At 64.9% G+C, this 22,636-nt stretch carries 24 protein-coding genes and 1 pseudogene; 12 read left to right on the top strand and 13 right to left on the bottom strand.

All coding sequences use genetic code 11. The features are described 5' to 3' along the window. Nucleotides 1-325: 325 nt before the first annotated feature. A complete protein-coding gene (locus ACIQ2E_RS01655) occupies nt 326-1,027 on the top strand; it encodes a GAP family protein (protein ID WP_398325228.1) in 702 nt (233 codons plus the stop codon). 55 nt (nt 1,028-1,082) lie between these two features. Here the strand turns inward: ACIQ2E_RS01655 and ACIQ2E_RS01660 are convergent, their stop codons facing one another. Continuing rightward, nucleotides 1,083-1,373 carry an Rrf2 family transcriptional regulator gene (locus tag ACIQ2E_RS01660; protein WP_398325231.1) on the bottom strand — a complete coding sequence of 97 codons (291 nt, stop codon included), beginning with the start codon at nt 1,371-1,373 and terminating at the stop codon, nt 1,083-1,085. 300 nt (nt 1,374-1,673) lie between these two features. Here ACIQ2E_RS01660 and ACIQ2E_RS01665 point away from each other — a divergent pair, with 300 nt between their 5' ends. Together ACIQ2E_RS01665 and ACIQ2E_RS01670 are read left to right on the top strand one after the other, a co-directional pair. Further along, a complete protein-coding gene (locus tag ACIQ2E_RS01665) occupies nt 1,674-3,479 on the top strand; it encodes an SLC13 family permease (RefSeq protein ID WP_398325234.1) in 1,806 nt (601 codons plus the stop codon). 111 nt (nt 3,480-3,590) lie between these two features. Beyond that, on the top strand, nt 3,591-4,037 hold the full coding sequence (locus tag ACIQ2E_RS01670; protein ID WP_398325290.1) for a DUF2062 domain-containing protein: 447 nt from the start codon (nt 3,591-3,593) through the stop codon (nt 4,035-4,037). On the opposite strand, the gene ACIQ2E_RS01675 is transcribed toward ACIQ2E_RS01670, so the two are convergent. After that, nucleotides 4,028-5,041, bottom strand: a complete 1,014-nt coding sequence (locus ACIQ2E_RS01675; protein WP_398325237.1) for a CNNM domain-containing protein — start codon at nt 5,039-5,041, stop codon at nt 4,028-4,030. The genes ACIQ2E_RS01670 and ACIQ2E_RS01675 overlap by 10 nt on opposite strands. Nucleotides 5,042-5,091: 50 nt before the next feature. Here ACIQ2E_RS01675 and ACIQ2E_RS01680 point away from each other — a divergent pair, with 50 nt between their 5' ends. From ACIQ2E_RS01680 to bchL, 5 genes and pseudogenes are all read left to right on the top strand, one after another. Further along, nucleotides 5,092-6,498: a TrkH family potassium uptake protein gene (locus tag ACIQ2E_RS01680; protein WP_398325241.1), complete on the top strand. Its 1,407-nt coding sequence runs from the start codon at nt 5,092-5,094 to the stop codon at nt 6,496-6,498. A 25-nt stretch (nt 6,499-6,523) separates the two neighbouring features. Then, complete coding sequence (locus ACIQ2E_RS01685; protein ID WP_398325243.1) at nt 6,524-7,228, top strand: potassium channel family protein; 705 nt, start codon at nt 6,524-6,526, stop codon at nt 7,226-7,228. Nucleotides 7,229-7,344: 116 nt separating this feature from the next. Then, nucleotides 7,345-8,622 (top strand): ferredoxin:protochlorophyllide reductase (ATP-dependent) subunit N, encoded by a 1,278-nt coding sequence (locus ACIQ2E_RS01690; protein ID WP_398325246.1) that lies wholly within the window; start codon nt 7,345-7,347, stop codon nt 8,620-8,622. Nucleotides 8,623-8,633: 11 nt separating this feature from the next. Then, a pseudogene (gene bchB / locus ACIQ2E_RS01695) lies at nt 8,634-10,170 on the top strand (ferredoxin:protochlorophyllide reductase (ATP-dependent) subunit B). A gap of 255 nt (nt 10,171-10,425) precedes the next feature. Further along, entirely contained in the window at nt 10,426-11,310 is an 885-nt protein-coding gene (gene bchL / locus ACIQ2E_RS01700) for a ferredoxin:protochlorophyllide reductase (ATP-dependent) iron-sulfur ATP-binding protein (protein WP_296444461.1), read from the top strand. Nucleotides 11,311-11,334: 24 nt separating this feature from the next. On the opposite strand, the gene ACIQ2E_RS01705 is transcribed toward bchL, so the two are convergent. From ACIQ2E_RS01705 to psaM, 4 genes are all read right to left on the bottom strand, one after another. Next, a complete protein-coding gene (locus ACIQ2E_RS01705) occupies nt 11,335-12,024 on the bottom strand; it encodes a fumarylacetoacetate hydrolase family protein (protein WP_398325249.1) in 690 nt (229 codons plus the stop codon). A gap of 1 nt (nt 12,025) precedes the next feature. Then, nucleotides 12,026-13,021 (bottom strand): protochlorophyllide reductase, encoded by a 996-nt coding sequence (locus tag ACIQ2E_RS01710; RefSeq protein WP_398325252.1) that lies wholly within the window; start codon nt 13,019-13,021, stop codon nt 12,026-12,028. Nucleotides 13,022-13,048: 27 nt separating this feature from the next. Then, on the bottom strand, nt 13,049-13,357 hold the full coding sequence (locus ACIQ2E_RS01715; protein WP_398325255.1) for a hypothetical protein: 309 nt from the start codon (nt 13,355-13,357) through the stop codon (nt 13,049-13,051). A 233-nt stretch (nt 13,358-13,590) separates the two neighbouring features. Further along, the gene (gene psaM / locus ACIQ2E_RS01720) at nt 13,591-13,692 is read right to left on the bottom strand and encodes a photosystem I reaction center subunit XII (RefSeq protein ID WP_043717315.1); all 102 of its coding nucleotides are present in this window, start codon (nt 13,690-13,692) and stop codon (nt 13,591-13,593) included. A gap of 140 nt (nt 13,693-13,832) precedes the next feature. On the opposite strand from psaM, the gene ACIQ2E_RS01725 reads away from it, so the two are divergent. Next, a complete protein-coding gene (locus ACIQ2E_RS01725; RefSeq protein ID WP_398325258.1) occupies nt 13,833-14,309 on the top strand; it encodes a CRR6 family NdhI maturation factor in 477 nt (158 codons plus the stop codon). Here ACIQ2E_RS01725 and ACIQ2E_RS01730 read toward each other — a convergent pair. Next, entirely contained in the window at nt 14,302-15,060 is a 759-nt protein-coding gene (locus ACIQ2E_RS01730; protein WP_398325261.1) for a TSUP family transporter, read from the bottom strand. The two genes, ACIQ2E_RS01725 and ACIQ2E_RS01730, sit on opposite strands and share 8 nt — an antisense overlap. A gap of 35 nt (nt 15,061-15,095) precedes the next feature. On the opposite strand from ACIQ2E_RS01730, the gene ACIQ2E_RS01735 reads away from it, so the two are divergent. Next, nucleotides 15,096-15,824, top strand: a complete 729-nt coding sequence (locus ACIQ2E_RS01735; RefSeq protein WP_398325264.1) for a lipoate--protein ligase family protein — start codon at nt 15,096-15,098, stop codon at nt 15,822-15,824. Nucleotides 15,825-15,831: 7 nt separating this feature from the next. Here ACIQ2E_RS01735 and ACIQ2E_RS01740 read toward each other — a convergent pair whose 3' ends face one another. Continuing rightward, nucleotides 15,832-17,058, bottom strand: coding sequence for a site-2 protease family protein (locus tag ACIQ2E_RS01740; RefSeq protein ID WP_398325267.1), 1,227 nt, complete (start codon nt 17,056-17,058; stop codon nt 15,832-15,834). 56 nt (nt 17,059-17,114) lie between these two features. Here ACIQ2E_RS01740 and ACIQ2E_RS01745 point away from each other — a divergent pair, with 56 nt between their 5' ends. Together ACIQ2E_RS01745 and ACIQ2E_RS01750 are read left to right on the top strand one after the other, a co-directional pair. Next, on the top strand, nt 17,115-17,783 hold the full coding sequence (locus tag ACIQ2E_RS01745; RefSeq protein WP_398325270.1) for a phosphoribosylanthranilate isomerase: 669 nt from the start codon (nt 17,115-17,117) through the stop codon (nt 17,781-17,783). An 11-nt stretch (nt 17,784-17,794) separates the two neighbouring features. Next, nucleotides 17,795-18,316, top strand: a complete 522-nt coding sequence (locus ACIQ2E_RS01750; protein WP_398325273.1) for a hypothetical protein — start codon at nt 17,795-17,797, stop codon at nt 18,314-18,316. 19 nt (nt 18,317-18,335) lie between these two features. Here the strand turns inward: ACIQ2E_RS01750 and folE are convergent, their stop codons facing one another. The 5 genes from folE to ACIQ2E_RS01775 form a co-directional block, all read right to left on the bottom strand. Beyond that, nucleotides 18,336-19,058: a GTP cyclohydrolase I gene (gene folE, locus ACIQ2E_RS01755; protein ID WP_398325276.1), complete on the bottom strand. Its 723-nt coding sequence runs from the start codon at nt 19,056-19,058 to the stop codon at nt 18,336-18,338. A gap of 21 nt (nt 19,059-19,079) precedes the next feature. Then, nucleotides 19,080-19,811, bottom strand: coding sequence for an SDR family oxidoreductase (locus ACIQ2E_RS01760; RefSeq protein ID WP_398325279.1), 732 nt, complete (start codon nt 19,809-19,811; stop codon nt 19,080-19,082). 45 nt (nt 19,812-19,856) lie between these two features. Continuing rightward, the gene (locus tag ACIQ2E_RS01765) at nt 19,857-20,846 is read right to left on the bottom strand and encodes an acetyl-CoA carboxylase carboxyltransferase subunit alpha (protein WP_398325282.1); all 990 of its coding nucleotides are present in this window, start codon (nt 20,844-20,846) and stop codon (nt 19,857-19,859) included. A gap of 57 nt (nt 20,847-20,903) precedes the next feature. Beyond that, on the bottom strand, nt 20,904-21,971 hold the full coding sequence (locus ACIQ2E_RS01770; RefSeq protein ID WP_398325285.1) for a long-chain acyl-[acyl-carrier-protein] reductase: 1,068 nt from the start codon (nt 21,969-21,971) through the stop codon (nt 20,904-20,906). A 79-nt stretch (nt 21,972-22,050) separates the two neighbouring features. Continuing rightward, on the bottom strand, nt 22,051-22,636 hold a 586-nt coding region (locus ACIQ2E_RS01775), incomplete at its 5' end, for an aldehyde oxygenase (deformylating) (protein WP_398325287.1).

A 22,636-nucleotide genomic window follows, 5' to 3' on the forward strand; every position in this document is an offset into this window, starting at 1 on the left:
TGCAGCCTGCTCACAGGCAATCTTTTTGAGGGCCTGGGTGTCCGGCGGGCGGCAGCCACTGAGAGCGGCTCCACTCACAACGAGCGCCGTGGAGGCCAACCAGATCCGGCGATGCTGCAGGGCATTACCGAGCGGCTGCAAAGGATTGACCACGGGCGAAGGCTGTGAGATCTGTCAACGCTAGGGAGGCTGAAAAGAGCTGTGTCTTGAGGCGTTTGAAAATGCAACTGGGCCCTCAACTGGCCTTTGTTTGGCGGGCGGATCGTCACAGCCGCCAGCTTGGATCTCTGAAGATGAGCGCCAGCTGAGCAGCCGCTCCTTCTTCATGCTGCCGTTCCACTGGCTCACCCAGACCCTGGCCTTCGGCCTGGGCATCTCCTTCAGCCCTCTCAACATCGCCCTGGTGGCTCTGCTGCTGCTGGGCTCCCAACCGCTGCGGCGCTGCGGCACCTTCCTCATGGGTTGGGTGCTTGCCAATGGCGGCGCTCTCAGCGCCGTGGTGTTGATCGGCGGGCGGCTGAGCTGGGCCATGCACCTGGGCAGCCGCGGTCAGGTCTTGATCGATCTGATCGGTGCGGGGGCCTTGGTGGGGTTGGGTCTGTTTCAGCTCACCCCGGCCGTGGCCATCGGTGAGGAGAACTGGGCCATGCAGCTGATGACCCGGCTGCCAGAGCTCGATGGACTTCCCTTGGTTGGGCTCGGGGCAGGCTGCGCCTTGGTGAGCCCGGAAAACCTCGTGTTTTACGTGAAAGAAGGGGGAATGCTGCTCACCAACCACACCAGCCTGCGTGGTGATCTAGAGGTGGGAGCGGTGTTTGTGGCCGTGACCGCCTCCTTACTGCTGCTCCCACCGATCCTCTGGATCATGAATGGTGAGGGTTTGCGCGTGTCTCTCGAGCGCGTGAACGATTGGCTGGTGCACCGGGCCGAATGGCTGGTGGGGGTGTTTGCACTCGTGCTGGGGGTTTATCTCGGTTGGCAGGGCATTGAGGGTTTGCATCATCTGACCCTGCTGGCCTCTGCCTGAGGGTGAACGCAGCCTGCTGCGTTTGTTGGTGTGGCCGGCGCTGATTGAGCTCGCCTTAGATGAAATACATCGCCTGAGCTTGCAGGCGCACATCCCGTTCAGTGAGGAGATCGGAGAGGCTTGTGCTGTTGAGCAGTCGATCCCTTTGCAGGCGAAGCTCCTGCCCGAATGCACGGATCACCTGCAGCTCGTTGCTGCCTTGTGCCGGATCAGGCTGCTCAGCGGTGCCATCGAGGCAGGCGATCACATCGGCCAGGCTGATCTGAGCAGCTGGTCTGGAGAGCGTGTAGCCGCCGCGGGCGCCGCGGACGCTGCGTACGAACCCTGCTCGGCGCAGGCTGGTCATCATTTGCTCGAGATAGCGCTCAGGGATGGCCTGCCTGCAGCAATCTCGGCCACCTGCAGGAGGCCTCCGCTGGATTGCACATCCGCTAGCTCCATCAAGGCCTGGAGGCCATACGTGGTTTTCGCACTGAACCCCAATTGGGCAGGTAGGCGCTGCGATCAGTCTGTCACTCAAACAACGGTAACGCGCTCGGAAAAGAAGGATTCCCGCGTCCTGCGCCTGCAAGCCGCCCCATGGGCTAATAACTTCGCAAATCCGATCTGAACACCGTTGTATCGTGAGCTCCTGCGTGCGCCTCCTGTGGCTGATCTCTTGCTTGCAGTGCTCCAGCCCGGAGCTCTGATCACTCTCTTGGTCCTGGTTGGGGCCGTCGTGTTGTTCATCGGCGGCTGGCTCGCGCCCGAGCTTGTTGGTCTGCTGGCCGCGGCGTTGCTGATGGTCGCGGGAGTGCTCAAGCCGTCTGAAGCCGTGGAGGGATTTGGAAGCCCAGCCTTGATCACCCTGATGGGCTTGTTCGCCCTCTCCGCTGGCTTGTTTCGCAGCGGCGGTCTGGATCGGCTGCGGGCCCTGATCGGCTCGGATGCCGTGCGCAGCCCCAAGCGGATGATCGCTGTGATGGTGGCCGCGGTGGGTCCGGTGTCGGCCTTTGTGCCCAACACCCCGATCGTGGCCAGCCTGCTGCCCGTGATTGAGGGCTGGTGCCAGCGCCGCCGCATTTCCCCCTCCAAGGTGCTGCTGCCGCTCTCGTTTGCCACGGTGCTCGGCGGCACCATGACCCTGCTGGGCAGTTCGGTGAACCTGCTGGCCAGTGAGGTGAGCAGCAAGCTGGGCTACGGGGCCTTCGGGTTGTTCAGCTTCACCCCCATCGGCATCGGGGTTTGGGCGATTGGTGGTGTGGTGATGCTGCTGCTGGCCGATCGCTTTCTCCCCGATCGCGGCACCGATGACGACGACCTGATCGCCTCGCTTTCCAGCAGTGGCTATCTCACGGAGGTGGAGATTCCTCCCGGCTCAGAGCTGATCGGTCAGTCGCTCCATGGCAGCCGCTTGCAGCGCCGCTTCGATGTGGATGTGCTGGAGCTGCACCGCGGCACGGAGCGCTTCATGCCTCCTCTGGCCGATCGCACTCTGGTGCTGGGTGATCGCCTGCTTCTTCGCTGCAGCCGCGAAGATCTGCTGCGCCTCCAGCAGGACCACACCGTGGTGCTGGCTCCGACCTCGGAGGACCTCAGCAGTCCCGATCAACAGAACAACCAGCGCATGGTGGAGGTGTTGTTGCCCTCCGGCTCCACCCTCGCTGGCGATTGCCTCCGGGATCTGCGATTCCGTCAGCGCTACAACGTCACCGTGCTTGCCCTACGCCGCGGCAATGAGGTGTTGCGTGAGCGGCTGGGCCGGGTTCAGCTCCGCGAGGGCGATGTGCTGCTGCTCCAGGGCCCGAAGGATGCCATCCGCGGCCTCCAGGCCAATAATGATTTGGTGGTGCTCGAGCAGCTGGAGAAGGATCTCCCCACCGTGAGCCGCAAGCGCGTGGCGCTGCTGATCTCCGTGCTGGTGATCCTGTTGCCTGGCTTTGATCTGATTCCCCTGGTGGCTTCGGTGCTACTTGGCACGGTGGCGATGGTGGCTACCGGCTGCCTGCGCCCGGGCGAACTGCAGCGGGCAATTCGCCTCGATGTGATCCTGCTGCTGGGCTCCCTGGCGAGCTTCAGCGTGGCTCTGGAAAAAACCGGGCTGGCAGCGGCTTTCGCCAAGGCCCTGCTGCTGGGGCTTCAAAGCTGGCCGGTGTATGGAGCGCTTTTGGTGGTGTTCCTGTTCACCACCTTGCTCACCGAGGTGATGAGCAACGCCGCCACCGTGGCAATGTTGATTCCGATCGCGGGCCAGCTCGCCCAGGGCCTCGATCAGCCGCCGATCGCTTTCATCTACGCGGTGCTGTTCGGCGCCAGCCAGAGCTTCTTAAGTCCTGTGGGCTATCAGACCAATCTGATGGTGTTTGGCCCGGGGCGCTATCGCTTCCTCGACATCGCCCGCTACGGCTTCCCGCTCACCATTGCAATGACGATCACGGTGCCGTTCCTGATCTGCCGCTGGTTCGGGATTTAAGCCCTCCGGCTGGCTCAGCGATCAATCAGGATGGTGCGTCTTGATTGATTGTTGAGCCCCGTGCGGCCAAGTGCCCGTTCCACAGCTCGCCGCCCCTCACGTCACAAGAGCTTGGTGCGTTTGCTGCGCCAACGGCTGCTGTGGCTGTGGCACCACGAGGGCAGTCACGGTCAGCGGGCAAGGGGGTTGGCGGCCGGCATCTTTATGGGGTGCTTTCCGTTTTTCGGGTTGCAGATCGTGCTGGGAGTCGCCCTGGCCAGCGTGGTGCGAGGCAACCACATCCTGGCGGCAGCGGGCACCTGGATCAGTAATCCCTTCACCTATCTGCCCCTCTACTGGTTCAACTACCAGTTGGGCTGCCTGCTGTTGGGGCCAGGGCCTGCCTTCCCCAGCCTGCAGGAGCTGCAGCAAGCGCCCCTCTGGGATCTTGGGGTGGCGATGAGTGGCAGGCTGCTGCTTGGTTCGCTGCTGGTGGGTCTGGTCAGCGCCCTCATGCTGGGTGGCGGCTATTGGCTGCTGCTTGAACATCAGCACCGTCGCCGCCACGCTCAGTCTTGAGTTCCGCCTGTGTTGTCGGGCAGCCTTTTCCAGCCGGCCAGCACCCCGAGGATGTCGGCGGCGCTCACCAGCCCCACGAAAGCCCCGAATTCATCCACCACAACCCGCACAGAGCTGCGATCCCCTCGCCGGAACGTGGTGAGCAACCGATCGGCACGGATCATCTCGGGCACGTATTGAGGCGGATCGCAGAGCTCACACACAAGCCGCGCTCCCCCGCCCTGCAGTAGGGCGCACAAGGCTTCCTCGCGGCTCTGAACCCCCAGCACCTCATCCACTTCTTCACCCAGCACCACCCACCAGGCATCGTCGGGCGCGGCCAGGATCTCCTGGCGCACTGATTCGAGGCTGGCGGCTCCTGGCAGTGAGGGGGTCGCCACGCGCGACACCATCAGATCCCTTGCTGTGAGGTCGTTGAGGGCGAACACTTTGCCGATCATCGCCGCTTCATCCGCCTCGATCTGGCCCTGCTGAGACCCCAGCCGTGCCATCAGATGAATTTCCCGTTCATTGGTGGTGAGATCGGCCTCGGCGGTGATCGCCGGCATCAGCTTCTCCAGTAGCAGCAGCAGCGGCAGGGTGAGCCGCTCCAGCAGCAGCAGCACCCGCGCTCCCCCCAGGGAGATCGGCATGGCGAAGCTGTTGCCAATCGCCTTCGGCAGGATCTCGCCGAACAAAATCACGGCCACGGTGAAGCCGATGTTGAAGACCAGCAGTGCGGCGGTGCCTCCGGGCAGCTGCTCGAAGGTGTGATCGGCCTGACTGCCGAGCAGCATCGAACCGGAGATGTTGAAGAGGTTGTTGATCACCACCAGCAGCGCCAGCGCCCGGCCCGGCCTGGCCTTGATCCGCTCAAGCGCGCGCGACCCCGGCACGCGCTGCTGCACCAGGGTGTGAACCTGGATCGGGTTCACGGTGAGCATCGCCGCCTCGGTGCTGGAGGCCAAGGCCGAGCCCACCAGGATCAGCGCTGCCATCGCCAGCAGCACAACGATCGGATTCATTGGTTGGGCGGGGATGCGGGTTGGACCGGACCTTACCTACGGTTTGCGGGATGAACTCGTCCCCGAGCAATCCCGTTCAGGCGCTGCAGCGCTGGCGTCATCAGCTCACCGTGCCCCAGTTCACGGTGCTAACGGGCCTCCTGGTGATCGTGGTGGGTACCTTCCTGCTCGCCTCACCGCTCTGCTCCACCGACGACGTCGGCCTTTGGCAGGCCCTCTTCACCGTGACCTCGGCCATCACCGTGACTGGGCTCTCGGTGATCTCGGTGGGGAACGATCTCACCTTTGTGGGCCAGGTGGTGCTGGCCGCGTTGATCATCACCGGTGGCCTGGGCCTGATGGCGATCACCACCTTCCTGCAGGGATTCGTGCAGGGGCGCTCGGGTCTGCGCCATCGGCTTGATAAAGGCCGTGCCCTCGATGAATTCGGCGTGGGCGGCATCGGCCCCACCTTCAACAGCATCTTGATCACCGCCACCTGCGTGATGGGGCTTGGCGCGGTGGTGCTCTACGCCTTCGGCTTCACCAACATTGAGCAGCCCGGCCAACGGCTCTGGGCCTCGCTGTTTCATGTGATCAGCGCCTACAACAATGCTGGATTCGGCCTCTGGGATAACAACCTGATCGATTACCGCGATAACGCCGTAGTGAATGGTGTGATCGCCTCGATGATCGTGATCGGGGGGATCGGCTGGCGGGTGATTAACGACCTCTGGGCCAATCGCCTGCGCTTGCGCCGCTTGCGCCGCCTCAATCTCCACACCCGCTTGGTGGTGCGCAGCACGGTGCTGTTGATCGTGCTGGGTGCGATCGGCTTGTTGATCACCGAGCACTTCGGCTATCGCGCCTCGGCGATGGGACAGCTCAGCCTCTGGCAGAAGCTTCAGATCACGGTGTTCCAGTCGATCACAACGCGCACCGCTGGCTTCAACACCATTCCGCTCTCGGTGGACACGATCACCGATGCCGGTTTGCTGTTGATGATCCTGCTGATGTTCATCGGCGCCAGCCCCGGTGGCACCGGCGGCGGCATCAAAACCACCACCTTCGCGATCCTGATGGGGGCCACTCGCTCCACGCTGGAGGGCCGCAGCGATGTGCTGATGCACCGCCGCCAGATTCCCGATGCCACGGTGCTACGGGCGGTGGGCGTCACCCTGGCCTCGGTGCTGTTCGTGGTGCTGATGGCGCTGTTCCTGGGTGTGGGCCCCACGGCGGCCGGCGTCAGCGGCCATCAGAGCTTCAGCTTTCTCGAGAAGTTGTTCACCTGCGTATCGGCCTTCGGCACCGTGGGCCTGGATCTAGGCGTGACCGCCAACCTCAACCGCTGGGGTCAGTTGGTGCTGATGGTGGGCATGTTTGTGGGCCGGATCGGCATCCTGTTGCTGCTGTCGGCGCTCTATGGCAACCGCCCTCAATTGCGGGTGGGCTACCCCAGGGAAGACCTCTACGTCTAGAAAAGGTGGGCTTGCAGGGGCAACCGTGAATCAGTGGTGGCAGTGGGGCGCTGATGGCGACGACCGCCGTGGCGGATTCGCGGTGATCGGTGTGGGCCGTTTTGGCAGCTCGGTGTGTGCGGAGCTGGTGCGGGCGGGAGCAGATGTGCTTGCCATCGATTCCAGTCAACGGGCGATCGATGAGCTGCGCCAGCTCGATCCCTCGGTCGAATGCCGCGTGGTGGATTGCACCGATGAGGAGGCCTTGCGCGCTTCCGGTGTGCTCGATCTGGAAACGGTGGTGGTGGCGATGAGTGAACCGATCGAGGCCAGCATCACCGCGACGCTGATCTGCAAAGACGCCAAGGGCACGCGGGTGAAGCAGGTGATCGCTCGCGCCACCAGCGATCTGCACATGAAGATGCTGCAGCGGGTGGGCGCCGACCGGGTGGTGTTCCCTTCAAAAATGATGGGCCAGCGCCTGGGCCTCGAGCTGGTGCGCCCCAACCTGCTGGAGCAGTTGCGCCTCGACGACCGCAGCTGCATCGAGGAGATCAAGGTGCCCAGTTCGTTCGTGGGCCACTCCCTGCGCGATCTCAACCTGCGCAAGCACTTCAACGTGAACGTGCTGGCCGCTGGCCCTGTGGGGCATCTGGATGTGAATCCACCCGCTTCCCATGTGCTGGCCCAGGGCGAGCTGCTGGTGGTGATGGGCTCGGAGGAAGCGCTGCGCTCCCTGCCTGGGAAGTGAGCGCAGGCGGGCGGCCTGTGGCTGTTTCAACACCGCTCGTTTAAGGGTTGTGCACAGGGGGTTTGCTGCAACCTCCGGCTGGCGCTAGCGAGGGTGGGCACGGCAGGAGGCCGGCCATGGCATCGAGCATCGCCACACGCGCATCGGCAGACACGGATCTGCCGCCACCTCTCAAAGAAAGCGGCCAACGGGAGGTGTTCTGCGGGCTCACCTCGATCGTGTGGCTGCACCGCCGCATGCCGGATGCCTTCTTCCTGGTGGTGGGTTCACGCACCTGCGCCCACCTGATCCAGAGCGCCGCCGGCGTGATGATCTTTGCCGAGCCGCGCTTCGGCACCGCGATCCTCGGAGAGCGGGATCTGGCCGGCCTGGCCGATGCCAATGAGGAGCTTGATCGCCTGGTGGCCCAGCTACTGGAACGTCGCCCTGAGATCCGCACCCTGTTTCTGGTGGGGAGCTGCCCCAGCGAGGTGATCAAGCTCGATCTCGCCAAGGCCGCCGAGCGCCTCAACCGCCAGCACGCCGGCCGGGTGATGGTGCTCAACTACAGCGGCAGCGGCATCGAAACCACCTTCACCCAGGGGGAAGATGGCGCCCTGCAGGCCCTGATTCCGCTGCTGCCCTCCAGCACGGAGCAGCAGCTGCTGATCGCGGGCACCCTGGCCGATGCGGTGGAAGACCGGCTGATCGGCCTGTTCCACAAGCTCGGCATTGAGCGGGTCGCCAGCCTGCCGCCGCGGCGCTCCACTGAGTTGCCTGCTGTGGGCCCCGGCACCAAGCTGCTGCTGGCCCAGCCGTTTCTGAGCGGCACCGCCCGTGCCCTGGTGGATCGCGGCGCTGAGCTGATCCGCGCCCCCTATCCCTTCGGGGTGGAGGGCAGTCGCGACTGGATGGCCGCGGGGGCTGCTGCCTTTGGCATCGCGCCGGCCCAGGCGGCGGCGGTGCTGGATCCCCTGGTGGAGCGGGGGCGCCGCGCCTTGGCTCCCCAACGGGAGACGTTGGTTGGCAAACGGCTCTTCCTGCTGCCGGATTCCCAGCTGGAGATTCCCCTGGCCCGCTTCCTCTCGCGGGAGTGCGGCATGGAGCTGGTGGAAGTGGGAACTCCCTATCTCGATCGCCAGCTGATGGCGGAGGAGCTGGTGCTGCTGCCGGCCGGCACTCAGCTCAGCGAGGGCCAGCACGTGGATAACCAGCTGCTGCGGGTGCGCGAGCAGCGTCCGGATCTGGTGGTGTGCGGTCTTGGGCTCGCCAATCCTCTGGAGGCCGAAGGCATGGCCACCAAGTGGTCGATCGAGCTGGTGTTTAGCCCCATCCATGGCATTGATCAGGCCGCTGATCTGGCCGAACTCTTTGCCCGGCCCCTGCGGCGCCGCGCTGCTCTCTCGTTCGCCTGAGGCCCGACTCGATGGAACTCACTCTCTGGACCTACGAAGGCCCCCCGCATGTGGGCGCGATGCGCATCGCCGCCTCGATGGAGGGGGTGCACTACGTGCTGCATGCCCCCCAGGGCGACACCTACGCCGATCTGCTGTTCACGATGATCGAGCGGCGCGACAAGCGCCCGCCCGTTACCTACACCACCTTCCAGGCCCGTGATCTCGGTGGCGACACCGCGGAGTTGGTAAAGCGCTCGATCGCCGATGCGGTGCAGCGCTTCCAGCCCGAGGCGCTGCTGGTGGGCGAGAGCTGCACCGCCGAGCTGATCCAAGACCAACCGGGCGCCCTGGCTGCCGGCATGGATCTCGGCGGCATCCCGATCGTGAATCTGGAGCTGCCCGCTTACTCGAAAAAAGAGAACTGGGGAGCCGCCGAAACCTTCTATCAACTGGTGCGCGGCCTGCTCAAGCCGCAGCTGCCGGCCCCGGGCACACCCAAACCTGATTCAGCCCGCTGGCGCGCTGAAGGCCGCCGGCCGCGGCTCAACCTGCTGGGCCCTTCGCTGCTCGGCTTCCGCTGCCGCGACGACGTGCGCGAGATCACCCAGCTGCTGGGCAGCTACGGCATTGATGTGGCGGTGGTTGCGCCGCTGGGGGCACGGCCAGGGGATCTGCAGCGCATCCCCACAGCAGACGCCAATGTGTGCCTCTACCCCGAGCTGGCGGGCACGCTCTGCAGCTGGCTGGAGCGTCAATTCGGCATGGCCTGCGTTCGCACGGTGCCGATCGGCATCGGCGCCACGGTGGGTTTCCTGCGCGAGGTGCACGGCGTGCTGGGTCTCGAGCTGCCGGCGGAACTGCAGCCCGGTGCCGATGGGGTGTGCGAAGCCGAGCGCCGCTCGCGGTTGCCCTGGTATTCGCGTTCGGTGGATTCCACGTATCTCACCGGCAAGCGGGTGTTCGTGTTCGGCGATGCCACCCATGCCATCGCTGCTGCGCGCATCGCCAGCCGTGAACTGGGCTTTCAGGTGGTGGGCCTCGGCAGCTACAGCCGTGAAATGGCACGCGAGCTCCGCGCTGCCGCAGCTGACCTTGGCGTTGAGCCTTTGATCAGCGACGACTACCTCGCCGTGGAGGCCGCCATCGCCGAGGCGGCTCCAGAGCTGGTGCTCGGCACCCAGATGGAGCGGCACAGCGCCAAGCGGCTCGGCATCCCCTGCGCGGTGATCAGCACGCCGCTGCACGTACAGGATGTGCCTGCCCGCTATGCCCCGCAGATGGGTTTCGAGGGGGCGAATGTGATCTTCGATTCCTGGGTGCATCCGCTGATGATGGGCCTCGAGGAACACCTGATCGGCATGTTCCGCCACGACTTCGAATTTGTGGAGGGCGGCTGCTGGAGTTGGCCTCAGTTGGAGCCCTGAGGGTGAGGCGGAGCTGGCCAAGATCCCGTTCTTCGTGCGCGGCAAGGTGCGCAAGAACACCGAGACGTACGCCCGCGAGCGAGGGCTAGCGGTGATCGACAGCGAAGCGCTGTATGAGGCGAAGGCTCACTTCAGTCGCTGAGCATCACGGATGCTCACTACTTGCAGCACCACCCTGGTGCTTGTTCGTTGATAAACAGCTTGGCTTGTCATGCTACATCCAATCATAATTGAATGGCTGCAAATTGGGTATTTATACCCAGTGACTCAGTCCGGCTTGTGAATGCCCTGCGTGTGGGGATGCGCACAGCCTGGGGAGCGATGTTTCGCTTTGCACGAACAGCTGTTGCGATTCCCCTGTGCAGGGGTTGGATGAAGGAATCCAAGCCCCGCCTGTATGACAACCACGCTCACCCGGCCTGACGGTGAAGGCAGTGTTCAGGTGCATCAAGAGGCTGGCCTCCAGATCGAGGAGGGGGCCCTGGTGATTGCCGTTTACGGCAAGGGCGGCATCGGTAAGAGCACCACCAGCTCCAACCTCTCAGCCGCCTTCTCCAAGCTGGGCAAGCGGGTGCTGCAGATCGGCTGCGATCCCAAGCACGACAGCACCTTCACGCTCACGAAGCAGATGGTGCCCACCGTGATCGACATCCTCGAAACCGTGGATTTCCACACCGAGGAGCTGCGCCCCGAAGACTTTGTGTTCGAGGGCTTCAACGGCGTGCAGTGTGTGGAATCCGGTGGCCCGCCGGCCGGCACCGGCTGCGGCGGCTACGTGACCGGCCAAACGGTGAAGCTGCTCAAGGAGCACCATCTGCTGGAAGACACCGATGTGGTGATCTTTGATGTGCTCGGCGATGTGGTGTGTGGCGGCTTTGCGGCGCCGCTGCAGCATGCCGACTACTGCCTGATCGTGACCGCCAACGATTTCGATTCGATCTTCGCGATGAACCGGATCATTGCGGCGATCCAGGCCAAGGCCAAGAACTACAAGGTGCGCCTCGGTGGCGTGGTGGCCAACCGCTCCAAAGACACCGATCAGATTGATCGCTTCAACGAGCGGGTGGGCATGAAGACCATGGCCCATTTCCCCGATCTCGATGCGATCCGCCGTTCACGTCTGAAGAAGTGCACGATCTTCGAGATGGAATCCACTCCTGAGGTGGAGGCGGTGCAGAACGAATATCTGCGCCTGGCTCAGTCGATGCTCGATAGCGTGCAGCCCCTCGAGGCCGAATCGCTCAAGGATCGGGAGATCTTCGATCTGTTGGGCTTCGATTGAGCTCTCTGGCTGAGCGCCCCTGCTTCAGCTCCGGTTGCACACCGGGTTGCTGAGGCAGCCCACACCGCTGATCTCCACCTCCACCACATCGCCATCGTGCAGGAAACGGGGTGGCTTGCGGCCAGCCCCCACGCCTGCCGGCGTGCCTGTGAGGATCACGCTCCCGGCTAGCAGGGTGGTGCCCTGGCTGAGTTCGCTGATCAGGCGCGCCACCGAGAAGATCATCGTGCTGGTGCTGGCCTGCTGCACCACCTCGCCATTGAGGCGGGTGGTGAGCAGTAGATCCTGCAGATCGGCGATGGCGTTGATCGGTGTGGGTTCTCCCAGAGGGCAGAAGGTGTCGAAGCTCTTGCCGCGGCACCACTGGCCGCCGCTGCCATGCCACTGCCACCAGCGCTGGCTCACGTCGTTGGCGCAGGCCACAGCAGCGATCACCTCGCGGGCCTGGACTTCGGGCACATCGCGGGCATCGCAGCCCAGCATCACCGCCAGCTCCCCTTCATAATCCACGCCCATGGGGGGATCGCGGTCGTCGGTGTGCACCACCGGCGGCAGCTCGATCGCTGCGCCGTTGCCGATCACGCTGGCTGGATTCTTGAAGAACAGCACCGGCCGCTCCGGCAGCTTGAAAGTCCCGGAGTCGGCCAGCTCTGCCGCATGATCGGCGTAGTTCTTGCCGATGCAGAGGATGGCGGGAGGCCTGGTGGCGGCCATCTCAGGCCAGTCCCACCAGCTTCATCGATTCCTCCCACACTCCCACGGCGGTGTCGGGATTGCTGGCTTTATCGGAGAGTTCCTGGCTGAACTGCTTGCCCCCCTTCGTCTGGCGGTTGCCCCAGCTCCAGTGCACGCCGGAGGCGGCAAAGTCCGGATCGGCTACCACCTGAGCCACCCGTTCGCCCGCCAGGGCCTGGCTCACATAGCCGCCGGTGATGTTCTTCTGGAACCAGGGGAAGATCTTCTGGAATGCCTTGGGCGTGTTGCGGAACAGGGGCGTGTCGGCCACGCAGCCGGGGTAGAGCGAGCTGAACACGATGCCGGTGGAGTCGTGCAGGCGGCGATGGAGCTCCTGGGTGGTGATCATGTTGCAGAGCTTGCTGTCCTTGTAGGCCTTGCCCGGCTTGAACGGCTTGGCATTGGCCATGGCGATTGGCGCCTTGAAGCCGGCCTTGAAGCCGCTCAGATCGCCCAGATCGGCCGGTGCGGGGATGGGGATCTTGCCGCCCAGCTCCTTGGAGTTGGCCGTCACGGTGCCGAGGATCACCACCCGGCGGGAGGGATGCTGGGAGCGCTGCAGATCGGGCAGCAGCAGCTGGATCAATAGAAAGTGGCCCAGGTGGTTGGTGGCCATCGAGAGCTCGTAGCCCTGGGGTGAGCGCTCTGGCTGCTTCAGCCGCGGCTTGTAGACGGCCGCATTGATCACCAGGGCATCGAGGCCAAAGCCCAGGGAGCTCACCAGGGTCTCTACGCCCACCCGCACGCTCTCGAGATCACCGAGGTCGATGCGCAGGTGATGCAGCCGCTCGCTGGGGATACCGAGGGAATCGGCGGCAGCGGCAGCCCGCACGGGGTCACGGTTAGCGGTCACCACGGTCCAACCCCGGTCCACGAGGGCCTTGGTGGCATTGAGGCCAACCCCGGAGGTGGTGCCGGTGATCAAGACAGCGCCGGGGCTGCTGCTGGAGCTGGATGCGCTGCTGCTGACCACCATGAAGCCCGGAATACGGCGGGCCTCAAATTATCGAGTGGGCTGCGGCTTCTCGGCGCTGGGCTGTGGCTGCTCAACAGTTGGAAATGGCGCCGCGCCGGTTGTGGTCCACACCACCCGCATGCGGTTTGGGGCAATCCACTGATCCTGTTCCTGGATTAGCCGCTGTTCTCCGCCGGTGGTGAACAGGCTGTCGAAGCGTTGCTGTGCCTTGTTGAGCTTGGCTTGCTGGATGTTGAGCACCGCGGTGATCTCGCCGTAGCGATCCAGGCGTTCGCGGTAGGCACCGCCGAGCCGAACCAGGCTCACCACGGCCACCAGTCCAAGTCCCACCTTCAAGGTGAGACCAATGCCGCTGCAGAGTTTTTCCTGGGCTGGCGTGGAGGGCCGCAGGGAAGGTGGTGGCGTTGACGCAACCTGTGCGGCGGACCTTGGCGCAAGGCCAGAAGTTCTGTGATGACCCCGTGGCGCTGATCGCCGCTGCGATGGCTGGGCGGTGCGGGGCAGGCTCAAGGTTTGATGAGCGTGGTTGTGGCCCGCTTTTAGCAGGCCTTAACCACGCTGCCAAGGGATCAGGCGCGGTAGAGGCTGGCGGCCAGACGCACGGCGAGCACGCCCGCATGGGCAGCCACCACCAGGGCAATCAGCACTTCAGCCTGGGTGAGGGACGTCATGGCCTGATTCAAAGCAGAAATCCAGCTCATTCTTCCGCAGTTGCAGGGCCTTGCCAGGGCCTGAGCCTTGGCCTGTCACAGCTCGATACCCCTCCGCCGCAGCTGCTGGCTACGGTCGGGCTTGATTGCCGGCCGCCGCCTTGACCTCTGCAGGATCCGTGTTGATCGCGCAGCAGCAGGTGCTGGAGCGCAGCCTCGCTCCGCTGGAGCCCTGGTTTTCGCTGGAGCCCGAAGCGTTGCTGGAGCACAGCGGCAGCCTCGAGCTCAGCTTCGAGTGGCCCCGCGCCAGCGACGATCCGCGCGAGCTCTCTGAGATCCCCGAGCTGCGGGTGTGGAGCCTGCGGGCCGATGCGCTCTGCCCCTGGCTACCGCTGCTGCTGGAGCGCAGCAGCGGTCAGCTCACCCGCCATGTGGCGATGCTGCTGCCCCACAGCTTCAGCCGCAGCGAAGGCATCCGCTTTTCCCCCGACAGCCTGGAGCTCTGGATGACCCACCGGCTGTTCCTGCTGGATCACTGGTCGCGCGGGCATGGCCTCAACTGCCGCGGCAACCTCGAGCAGATGGCGGCGGTGCTCGGCTTTGAGCTGGATGCCGGTTTCTGGCAGGGGCTCAACTAAGCGCCAGGGTGACTGCCCGCCGGGTGGCATCCACAGCCAGCAGCACGCAGAGCAGCCGCAAGAGCCGCACCAGCCTGGCTTCGCTCACCGATTGCAGCCGAGATGCGGACCACTGGGATGCCAAGGCGGCGGCGCCACCCAGCAGCAATCCCATGCCCACATGGCCCCGCCCATCACTTGTGAAGGTCACCGCTGCGGCTGCGGCGGATGCGCACACCGCAATCGTGCTCAGCCGGATCGCCTGATACACCCGGATCCCCAGGCCCCGCACCATCAGCGGCACCATCACCAGGCCCCCGCCAACGCCCAGCAGCCCGCTCGACCAACCCGCCACTAACCCCACGCCGCTGAGGCCTGCCAGCGGCAGCTGCTCCTGCGCATCCGCCTGATCGCTGCGGCGCGGTGCGATCACCAGGGCCAGCACCCCATACATCAGGGCCTGAAGGCCGAGCAGATGCCAGCCTTTGAGGCCATCGCCTGCGCGGCTGAACACCAGGGCGCCGGCAATCGCCCCTGCGGCAATCGCCAGCACGGCGCGGGCCGGCACCTGGCCGCTGCGCAGGTGAGCCCAGCTGCCGGCCAGGGTGGTGGGAAGGATCGCCAAGGTGCTTGTGGCCAGCGCCTGGTGCGGCGTGAGACCCATGGCCAGGAGCAGTGGCGAAAAGATCAAGCCACCGCCGATCCCCAGCAGACCCGAGAGCAGCCCTGCCACCAGGCCCAGCGGCAGCAGCGGCAATAGGTCCCAGGGCATGCGCGGCCGCGGCAAGGTGGTTCCAGCATCCCTGAGTGCGGTTGAACGCGGCTCTGCCCTGGCGTTGGATTCCGCCGATCACGGCGCCCGCTGCCACCCAGATGGCGATTGATCGCTGGATGCTGCAGCAACTGCTCGCCGGTGGCCCGCCGATGCTGCGGCTGTATCGCTGGAGTGTCCCCACCCTCTCGCTGGGGCGGCACCAGCAGCGCTGGCCCTCGCAGTGGCGCGAGGAAGCTGTGGAGCTTGTCCGTCGCCCCAGTGGAGGCCGGGCGGTGCTCCATGCCGGCGAGCTCACCTATGCCCTGGTGTTCACACCCCCCACACGCGATCGCGAAGCGGTGTATCGCCATTGCTGCCACTGGTTGCAGCAGGCCCTTGCCCACGCTGGAGAGCCGTTGCACTTTGGCCAGGCCAGCCCCGCGGCTGCGGCCCAGCGCAGCAGCTGCTTCGCCACCGCCACCGCCGCCGATCTGGTGAGTACCCGTGGAGCCAAACGCATCGGCAGCGCTCAGCTCTGGCATGGCCAGGCCTTGCTCCAGCACGGCAGCCTGTTGCTCGATCCGCCGGCGGCGCTGTGGCAGCGGCTGTTTCAGGCCGATCCGCCAGCATTGGCTCCCCTGCCGTGGGGCCCTGAACAGCTCGAGCAGCAGCTGCGCCAAGCCGCCGAGGAGCATCTCTGCCCTGGAGGCTTGATCACTCAGCCCCTCAGCCCGGGGGAGTGGGCTGCCGCGCGGGAGCTGGAACCGTTGGGTTGCGTGTAAACGGGTTTCAGCTTTCGCTGCTGGCTTCGATGCTGCGGGCCACGGGGGCCAGCCCCATGCCTAGCGGATAGACGCCCTGGCGGCGTGCCGCCTCGAGAATGGCCTGGGGCAGGCGCACGCCCAACGTCTCCAACACGCGCTCAGCAAGCTCCGGCCGCTCCAGCGTGCCGCTGGGCAGCCCTGCCGGGCCCATGACCAGTAGCCGCGGTGTGTCGGGCTGATCGAGCTGCAGCACGGCTTGCCATAGCGGAGCCTCAGCGCTGATCTGTGGCAGCTCTTCGAGGGGCTGCAAGTGATCACCGACGCGCTCGTCTTGCCAGCGCTGCACGGGCAGCTGTTGCAGGGGGGCATCGGTGATGAAGCCCTGCCAGCGCCCCTGGCGCGTCACCAGCAGCCAGTCGGCGAGGCCGTTGCCATCGCCGAGGCGAAGGCGGCTCAATTGTTTGAGGGTGCTGTCGGCCTCGAGCACGCGGAAGCGGCGCTGGGCCGCATCTTTCACCTTGAGTTGGCGCAGCACCCCCTGCAGGGCGAGCAGCTGACTCTGGCTGCGGGCAGCCCCGAGGCCAAACCAGCCCAGCAGCATCAGCCACAGGCCCCCCACGCTGGCACCGCGCAGCAACAGCACCACACCCAGGCCGATCGCTGCCAGGGAGAGAAAGCGGCCCGTGGCGGTGGCCACTTGCGTGCCTTTGCGCTGGCTGCCGCTGAACTGCCATACCAGCGCTTTCAGGATCAGCCCCCCATCGAGCGGCAGGCCGGGCAGCAGGTTGAACAGCGCCAGGACCAGGTTGAGGCCGCCGAGCTCATTCACCATCGCGCCCAGCAGCGGCGAGGCATGGGCGGCGCTGTGGCCAGCCCCCAGCAGCAAGGCCGCAAGGATCAGGCTCACCAGCGGTCCAGCTGCCGCCACCATCAACGAACCCAGGGCGGTGGGGCATTCCCGCTCCACGCTGGCAACGCCCCCTAGTAGGAACAGGGTGATGCTGCGCACCTGCACGCCTTGCTGAAGAGCCACCAGCGAGTGGCCGAGTTCATGCAGCAACACCGATACGAACAGCAGCACGGCGGTGAGCAGGCCCAGCCCCCAGAGCTCGAGGCTGCTGCCGCTGCCGCTCAGCTGCTGGCTGTATTGCTGCTGGAAGGCCACGGTGGCCAGGCCCAGGATCACGAACCAGCTGGGATGGATGCGCAGGGGGATGCCGCGGATCTTCAGCAGCTGCCAGCCCTCGCCCACACGGTGTTTCCGAATGGCTCGATCCTAGAAAGGCCTCGCTGCTGCGGCTGATTGCCATGCTGCTCAAGGTGTGCGGGCTGCGCTCCGCTGAACAGGCGGCTGCGGTGGCGGCCCTGGGAGCGGATGCCATCGGTGTGATTGGCGTGTCGCAGTCGCCACGTTGGTTGGCGCAAGAGCATCGGCGGGAGCTCTTTGAGGCGGTGGCTGCGGCCCGAGCCGGTTGCCTGGGGGTGCTGGTGGTGGCGGATCCCACACCAGCTGAGCTGCCGCAGCTGGGGCCGGTGGCTGGTCATCAGGTGCTGCAGCTCCACGGCGCCGAAACACCCGAGCGCTGCGCCGAATTGCGCGAGCAGCTCGGCCCTGAGCTGCTCCTGTGGAAGGCTCTGCGCATTCACAGCCAGGCTGATCTGGAGCGGGCCGAGGCGTACGCCTCTGTGGTGGATGCCCTTCTGCTGGATGCCTGGGTGCCCGATCAGCTGGGCGGAACCGGCCACCGCATTCCAATCGAATGGCTGGAGAGTTTCCGGCCGGCACTCCCCTGGTGGTTGGCGGGCGGCATCACGGCAGAGCGCTTGCCCGGGGCGTTGCAGGCGCTTCAGGCCTCGCCCCCGGTGGGAGTGGATGCCTCCAGTGGTGTGGAGCGTGCTCCCGGCGACAAAGATCTCGTCCAGGTGGCGCAACTCGTGGCTGCGGTGGCTGCAGTCCGGCAGGATCGGCCCACCTGAAGGCTCCCCCCATGCCCTTGTTCCGTGCTCCTCTCCAACGCGCGCTCGGCCTGGCACTGCCGGCCGCGGCTGCCGTGATCGCAGCAGCGCTGCCGCTACAGGCGCAGGATCTGGTGGGATGCCGGCTGGTGGGCGCCACGCTTCAGTGCGTCCCCGGTGTGGATGAGAGCCCGCAGCTGCAGATCGAGCAGCTGCAACAGCAGATCTCCACGGATATCCAGCTCGAGGGTGTGGTGCAGCAGCGCATCAACGGCCTGCAGCAGCTGGTGCTCGATGGCAATGCTGCTGTGGGTGCGGTCCTCACCGCTACAGCCGTTGCTGATGCTCAGGCTGCACTGCCCACAGCGAACTACCACTGGTATCGGATCAAGCCGGGGCAGCGCAGCTGGGTGTTGATCGAAGGAGCCAATGGCACCAGTTATGTGCCTGCGCCGGTAGACATTGGCCAGAGCGTGATGGTGGTGGCCGTTGTCAACGAGAACGGCACGGCGAAGCGGGTGGCTTCGCAACCAGTTGGCCCTGTGCAGCCCTAGGGCTCAGGCGCACGGCTGTTCAGGTCAGCAGGAGAGATTCCTGCTGCTTGACCAGCTCGAAGAATTCAGCCTTGAGGCTGGGGTCGTGGCGGAAATCGCCGCGGACCACTGAATTCACCATGCTGGTTTGGGGTTCTTTCACGCCGCGCCACTTCATGCAGTAATGCTGCGCCTTCACCAAAATCGCCAGGCCCTGTGGTTCACACAGACGCTCGATTTCATCAGCAAGGATCATCACCGCTTCTTCCTGAATGTGGGGGCGTGAAAACACCCAATCCGCCACGCGGGAAAACTTCGATAGGCCTATCACGCGATCGCCAGGTTTGATCCCGATCCAGCAGTTGCCGAGAATGGGAACCAGGTGATGGGAGCAGGCAGAACGCACCGTGATCGGCCCCACGGTGTAGATCTCATCCAGCTTCTTCACATTGGGGAAGCTGGCGATCTTCGGCTGCTCGTGATAGCGGCCTTTGAAGACTTCGTGCAGATACATCCGAGCCACACGCTCGGCGGTTTCCTCCGTGTTGTGGTCGTTGTCGATATCGATCACGAGGCTGCGCAGCAGCTCACGCACCTTGCCGGCCACCTCGATTTCAAGCTGTTCGAGCTCACCCTCGGCGAGGTGATCAGCGATGTTGTCGTTGGCGAGGTAGGGAACGCCAGCAGCTTCAAGACGATCGCGAATGCGGCGGCTCACGGGTGCCAGCTGGCCGGAAACGCTTGAAGGAAGAGTGGAAGTCATGGATAAATCCCGCGCGGCGAATCAGAGAACGCCAGCGGCGGGCATGAGGGTGATGTCCTCCGCGACTTGGGAGGCAGGTTGCTGGGCCAGAGACAGCAGCGCCTCGGCCACGCGTTCTGGGGCAAGCATGGCACGGCGATCAAATGAACTGTGGACCGTTTCGCTGTCCCAAAGGGGCGTATTAACCGCACCGAGCGTGAGCGTGGAGACGCGGATGCCGTGCTGGCGCTCCTCTTCAGCGAGGCACCGGCTGAAGGACGCAAGGGCCGCTTTGCTGGTGCAGTAGGCGCCCCACTCGGGAAAGGCGTTGCGGGCAGCGTGGCTGCTCACATTGATGATCTGGCCGCCTTCGCGGCGCAGCACCGGCAGCACCGCCTGGCACACCTGAAACACGCTGGTGAGATTGAGCTGCAGCAGCCACTGCCAGCGATCCAGGGGCATCTCGGCGAGGTTGCCGGTGTAGGCCGCGCCGGCGTTGTTGATCACCACGCTCGGGCTCAGGCCGCGGTTGAGCAGTTCTTCCAGGCCAGGCGCAATCGCGGCGGGATCCGCCAGGTCGAGTGCGGCTGTCTCAACCTGCTGGCCATGGCCGCGCAGGTCGGAAGCCAGGCCGTCGAGGTCTGTTTGGGATCGCGCCACCAGCAGCAGCTGATAGCCGGCCTGGGCAAAGGCCCTGGCCGCTGCGGCTCCGATGCCTCGCGAGGCACCGGTAATCAAGGCGGTGGGAGATGAACCGGTGGAACTGGCGGTCAAACGGGCTGGACCACCAGGCGGCCGTCCACGAAACGAAAGGAAACCTTAAGAGCTGAGACTGGCATCTTGCTGTCCGGCTTCGAGGAAGCGCCCCATCCGCCGGAACTTGGCGTAGCGCTGGTCGGTGAGCTCGGTTTCGCTGAGCGCTTGGAGTTCACCCAGGTGGCGCAGCAACGCCGCTTTCAGTGTTTCAGCCGCCTGGCGCGGCGCCCAGTGGTTGCCTCCGGAGGGCTCGGGGATGATGTCGTCAACGATCCCCAGCTTGAGCAGATCCGGGGCGGTGATTTTCAGCGCCTCGGCGGCCACGGGAGCCTTGCCGGCATCGCGCCAGAGGATGGAGGCACAGGCTTCGGGGCTGGCCACGGTGTAAACGCTGTGCTGGAACATCAGCAGCCGATCGGCCACCCCGATGCCGAGGGCGCCGCCGGAGCCACCCTCTCCGATCACGGTCGCCACGATCGGCACCCGCAGGCGGAACATGTCGCGCAGGTTCACGGCGATCGCTTCCCCTTGGCCCTGCTCCTCAGCCGTGAGTCCGGCGTAGGCGCCAGGAGTGTCGATGAAAGAGAAGATCGGCAGCCGGAAGCGATCGGCGTGCTCCATCAACCGCATCGCCTTGCGGTAGCCGCCCGGTGAGGCCATGCCGAAGTTGCGCGCCACGTTCTCCTTGGTGTCGCGCCCCTTCTGGTGACCCAGCAGGACCACCCCCTGATCACCGATGCGGCCGACGCCGCCCACCAGCGCCTGGTCATCGTTGCCGCGGCGATCGCCATGCAGCTCGATGAATTCATCGGTGACCACCTGGATGTAGTCGAGCGTGCTGGGGCGCTGGGGGTGGCGCGCCACCTGGATCTTCTGGGCCGGGCTCAGGTTGGTGAAGATCTCTTCACGGCGCCGCGCAGCCAGGGTTTCCAGCTGCAGCAGCTGCTGACTCACATCCACTTCCGAATCCTTGGCCAGCTGGCGGATCTGCTCGATCTGCTCCTCCAGCTCCACCAGAGGTTTCTCGAAATCAAGCAGCGGACGGCGGGCCATGGCAGCAGGAGAGGGGCTGGGCTGGGCTGAACGGGCGTGGAGATCGTTAGACGGGGCTCAAGCAGCCGCCAGTTCCACTCCGCCCTGGGCTGCCCGACTCAGTTGGGCAGGGTTGAGTCCGATGGCCTGGAAACCATGGCGCAGCGAGGCATTGCCGATCAGTTCCATGTTGGCCAGCGAGATGTTGTTGCGCCCCCAGCTGAAGTTGGTGTGGATTCCCTCAAATTCCAGCAGCATTGCTTCGGCAAAGCAAGCGAAGAGCTGGCGCTTGGGATTTTCCATTTCGGCCACTTCCATCATCTGCCAGCCGATGTCTTGCCAGAACTCCACGATGCCGCCCTTGAGCACGTGCACTCCATCGCCCGCCACCTTGGCGTCGAGGTTCTTCGGATAGCCGCCGTCGATCATCAGGCAGGGCTTGCGGAGGCTGTCGTGATCGATGCTGAGGGTCTGGGGGAGGCTCGCTACCCAAACCACCACATCCGCCTGGGGTAGGGCCTCCTCAAGGCTGAGGATCGTGCCGCCGCCGAGGGAACTTTGCAGGTCGAGCAGGCGCTGTTGCTGGCGGGCCACCAGCAACAGCTCGCCCACGCCGGATTTCTGACTGAGCCAGCGGCACACCGCGCTGCCGATGTCGCCGGTGGCTCCCACCACGGCCACCTTGGCGCGGCTGAGATCGATCCCCAGCAGCGGTGCGTTGCGCTCAACCTGCTGGCAGATCACCCAGGCGGTGTGGGTATTGCCGGTGGTGAAACGCTCCCACTCCAGGGTGGTGTTACGGATCTGCTGGAACTTCGAGAGGTCGTAATTCTCGAAAATGATCGAGGTGAAGCCGCCCAGGGCCGTCACGTTGATGCCCTGCTTCTGGGCCATCTCCATGGCGTTCTGCACCTTGCGGGTGGCCGTCTTGAAGCGGCTCAACATCTCCGGCACGAAGCAGGAGTCGATGTAGGTGCCTTCGATGGTTTGGCCGGTGCGGCTGGTCACCTGGAAGGTTTCCAGCAACTGTGGCGGTGCGGAGCACCAGGCCAGCATGTCGGCTTCGGCCATCTCCTCAAGTCCCAGCTCGCGGGCCTTTTCCTGGGCCTGGGCGAAGCTGCTGGAGTGACCGATCAGACCAAACATGCGTGCAGATGCTCCTGGTGACACACCGGCCTTGAAGTCACCCGATTAAAGGGCAACGCCGGTTTGAGGCTGGCGATGCTCAGCCCACCAGGGCGGCGGCGGCCATGCGAGCGATCTCGCGGGTGCTGAAGCCGATCTCGGTGAGGGCCTCTTGGTAAGCGATCAGGAAATCCTCGATCAGATCTTCCTTATCCATGTGCAGCACAGCGGCATCGGCGGCCACCTGATCCAGCATGCGACGGATCAGGGGCAGGTTGTCGCGGTTGGCCTGCTCAAGCTCTTCACGGCAGCTCTCGAGGTTGGCCTTGAGCCACTCCTGGCCGTAATTGAGGTGGGTGTATTCGTCTTTCACCACGCCCTCGGTGATCTTGCGGGCGAAGGGATCGGCCACAGGGATATAGATGTGATATGCCGAGATGGCGAACGCTTCGATCAGCAGAGCCTGGATCAGCAGGCAGGTGGGAACTTTGCCGGCTTCGAGGGCGGTGGTGAAGTTGTTGTGCAGCGGAGCGAAAAACTCCTTGGCAAAGGCCATGTCGGCCACCACGCCGAGGTTGTTGGCGCAAGCGGTGAAGCCCTTCATGTGCTTGAGCTCCATGCGAGCCAGCTTGGTGAGCTCGTCGGCTTGGTCGGGCAGCAGCGTGCCAATGGCGATGTAGTTGTCA

The sequence above is a fragment of the Vulcanococcus sp. genome (assembly GCF_044369115.1).
Classification (GTDB): domain Bacteria; phylum Cyanobacteriota; class Cyanobacteriia; order PCC-6307; family Cyanobiaceae; genus Vulcanococcus.

Excerpts from the sequence above, each read along its gene's own strand:
- ACIQ2E_RS01655 (WP_398325228.1), top strand. The coding sequence starts at position 326 with ATGCTGCCGTTCCACTGGCTCACCCAGACCCTGGCCTTCGGCCTGGGC.
- ACIQ2E_RS01660 (WP_398325231.1), bottom strand. The coding sequence starts at position 1,373 with ATGACCAGCCTGCGCCGAGCAGGGTTCGTACGCAGCGTCCGCGGCGCC.
- ACIQ2E_RS01675 (WP_398325237.1), bottom strand. The coding sequence starts at position 5,041 with ATGAATCCGATCGTTGTGCTGCTGGCGATGGCAGCGCTGATCCTGGTG.
- ACIQ2E_RS01680 (WP_398325241.1), top strand. The coding sequence starts at position 5,092 with ATGAACTCGTCCCCGAGCAATCCCGTTCAGGCGCTGCAGCGCTGGCGT.
- ACIQ2E_RS01690 (WP_398325246.1), top strand. The coding sequence starts at position 7,345 with ATGGCATCGAGCATCGCCACACGCGCATCGGCAGACACGGATCTGCCG.
- bchL (WP_296444461.1), top strand. The coding sequence starts at position 10,426 with ATGACAACCACGCTCACCCGGCCTGACGGTGAAGGCAGTGTTCAGGTG.
- ACIQ2E_RS01705 (WP_398325249.1), bottom strand. The coding sequence starts at position 12,024 with ATGGCCGCCACCAGGCCTCCCGCCATCCTCTGCATCGGCAAGAACTAC.
- ACIQ2E_RS01710 (WP_398325252.1), bottom strand. The coding sequence starts at position 13,021 with ATGGTGGTCAGCAGCAGCGCATCCAGCTCCAGCAGCAGCCCCGGCGCT.
- psaM (WP_043717315.1), bottom strand. The coding sequence starts at position 13,692 with ATGACGTCCCTCACCCAGGCTGAAGTGCTGATTGCCCTGGTGGTGGCT.
- ACIQ2E_RS01730 (WP_398325261.1), bottom strand. The coding sequence starts at position 15,060 with ATGCCCTGGGACCTATTGCCGCTGCTGCCGCTGGGCCTGGTGGCAGGG.
- ACIQ2E_RS01745 (WP_398325270.1), top strand. The coding sequence starts at position 17,115 with ATGCTGCTCAAGGTGTGCGGGCTGCGCTCCGCTGAACAGGCGGCTGCG.
- ACIQ2E_RS01750 (WP_398325273.1), top strand. The coding sequence starts at position 17,795 with ATGCCCTTGTTCCGTGCTCCTCTCCAACGCGCGCTCGGCCTGGCACTG.
- folE (WP_398325276.1), bottom strand. The coding sequence starts at position 19,058 with ATGACTTCCACTCTTCCTTCAAGCGTTTCCGGCCAGCTGGCACCCGTG.
- ACIQ2E_RS01765 (WP_398325282.1), bottom strand. The coding sequence starts at position 20,846 with ATGGCCCGCCGTCCGCTGCTTGATTTCGAGAAACCTCTGGTGGAGCTG.
- ACIQ2E_RS01770 (WP_398325285.1), bottom strand. The coding sequence starts at position 21,971 with ATGTTTGGTCTGATCGGTCACTCCAGCAGCTTCGCCCAGGCCCAGGAA.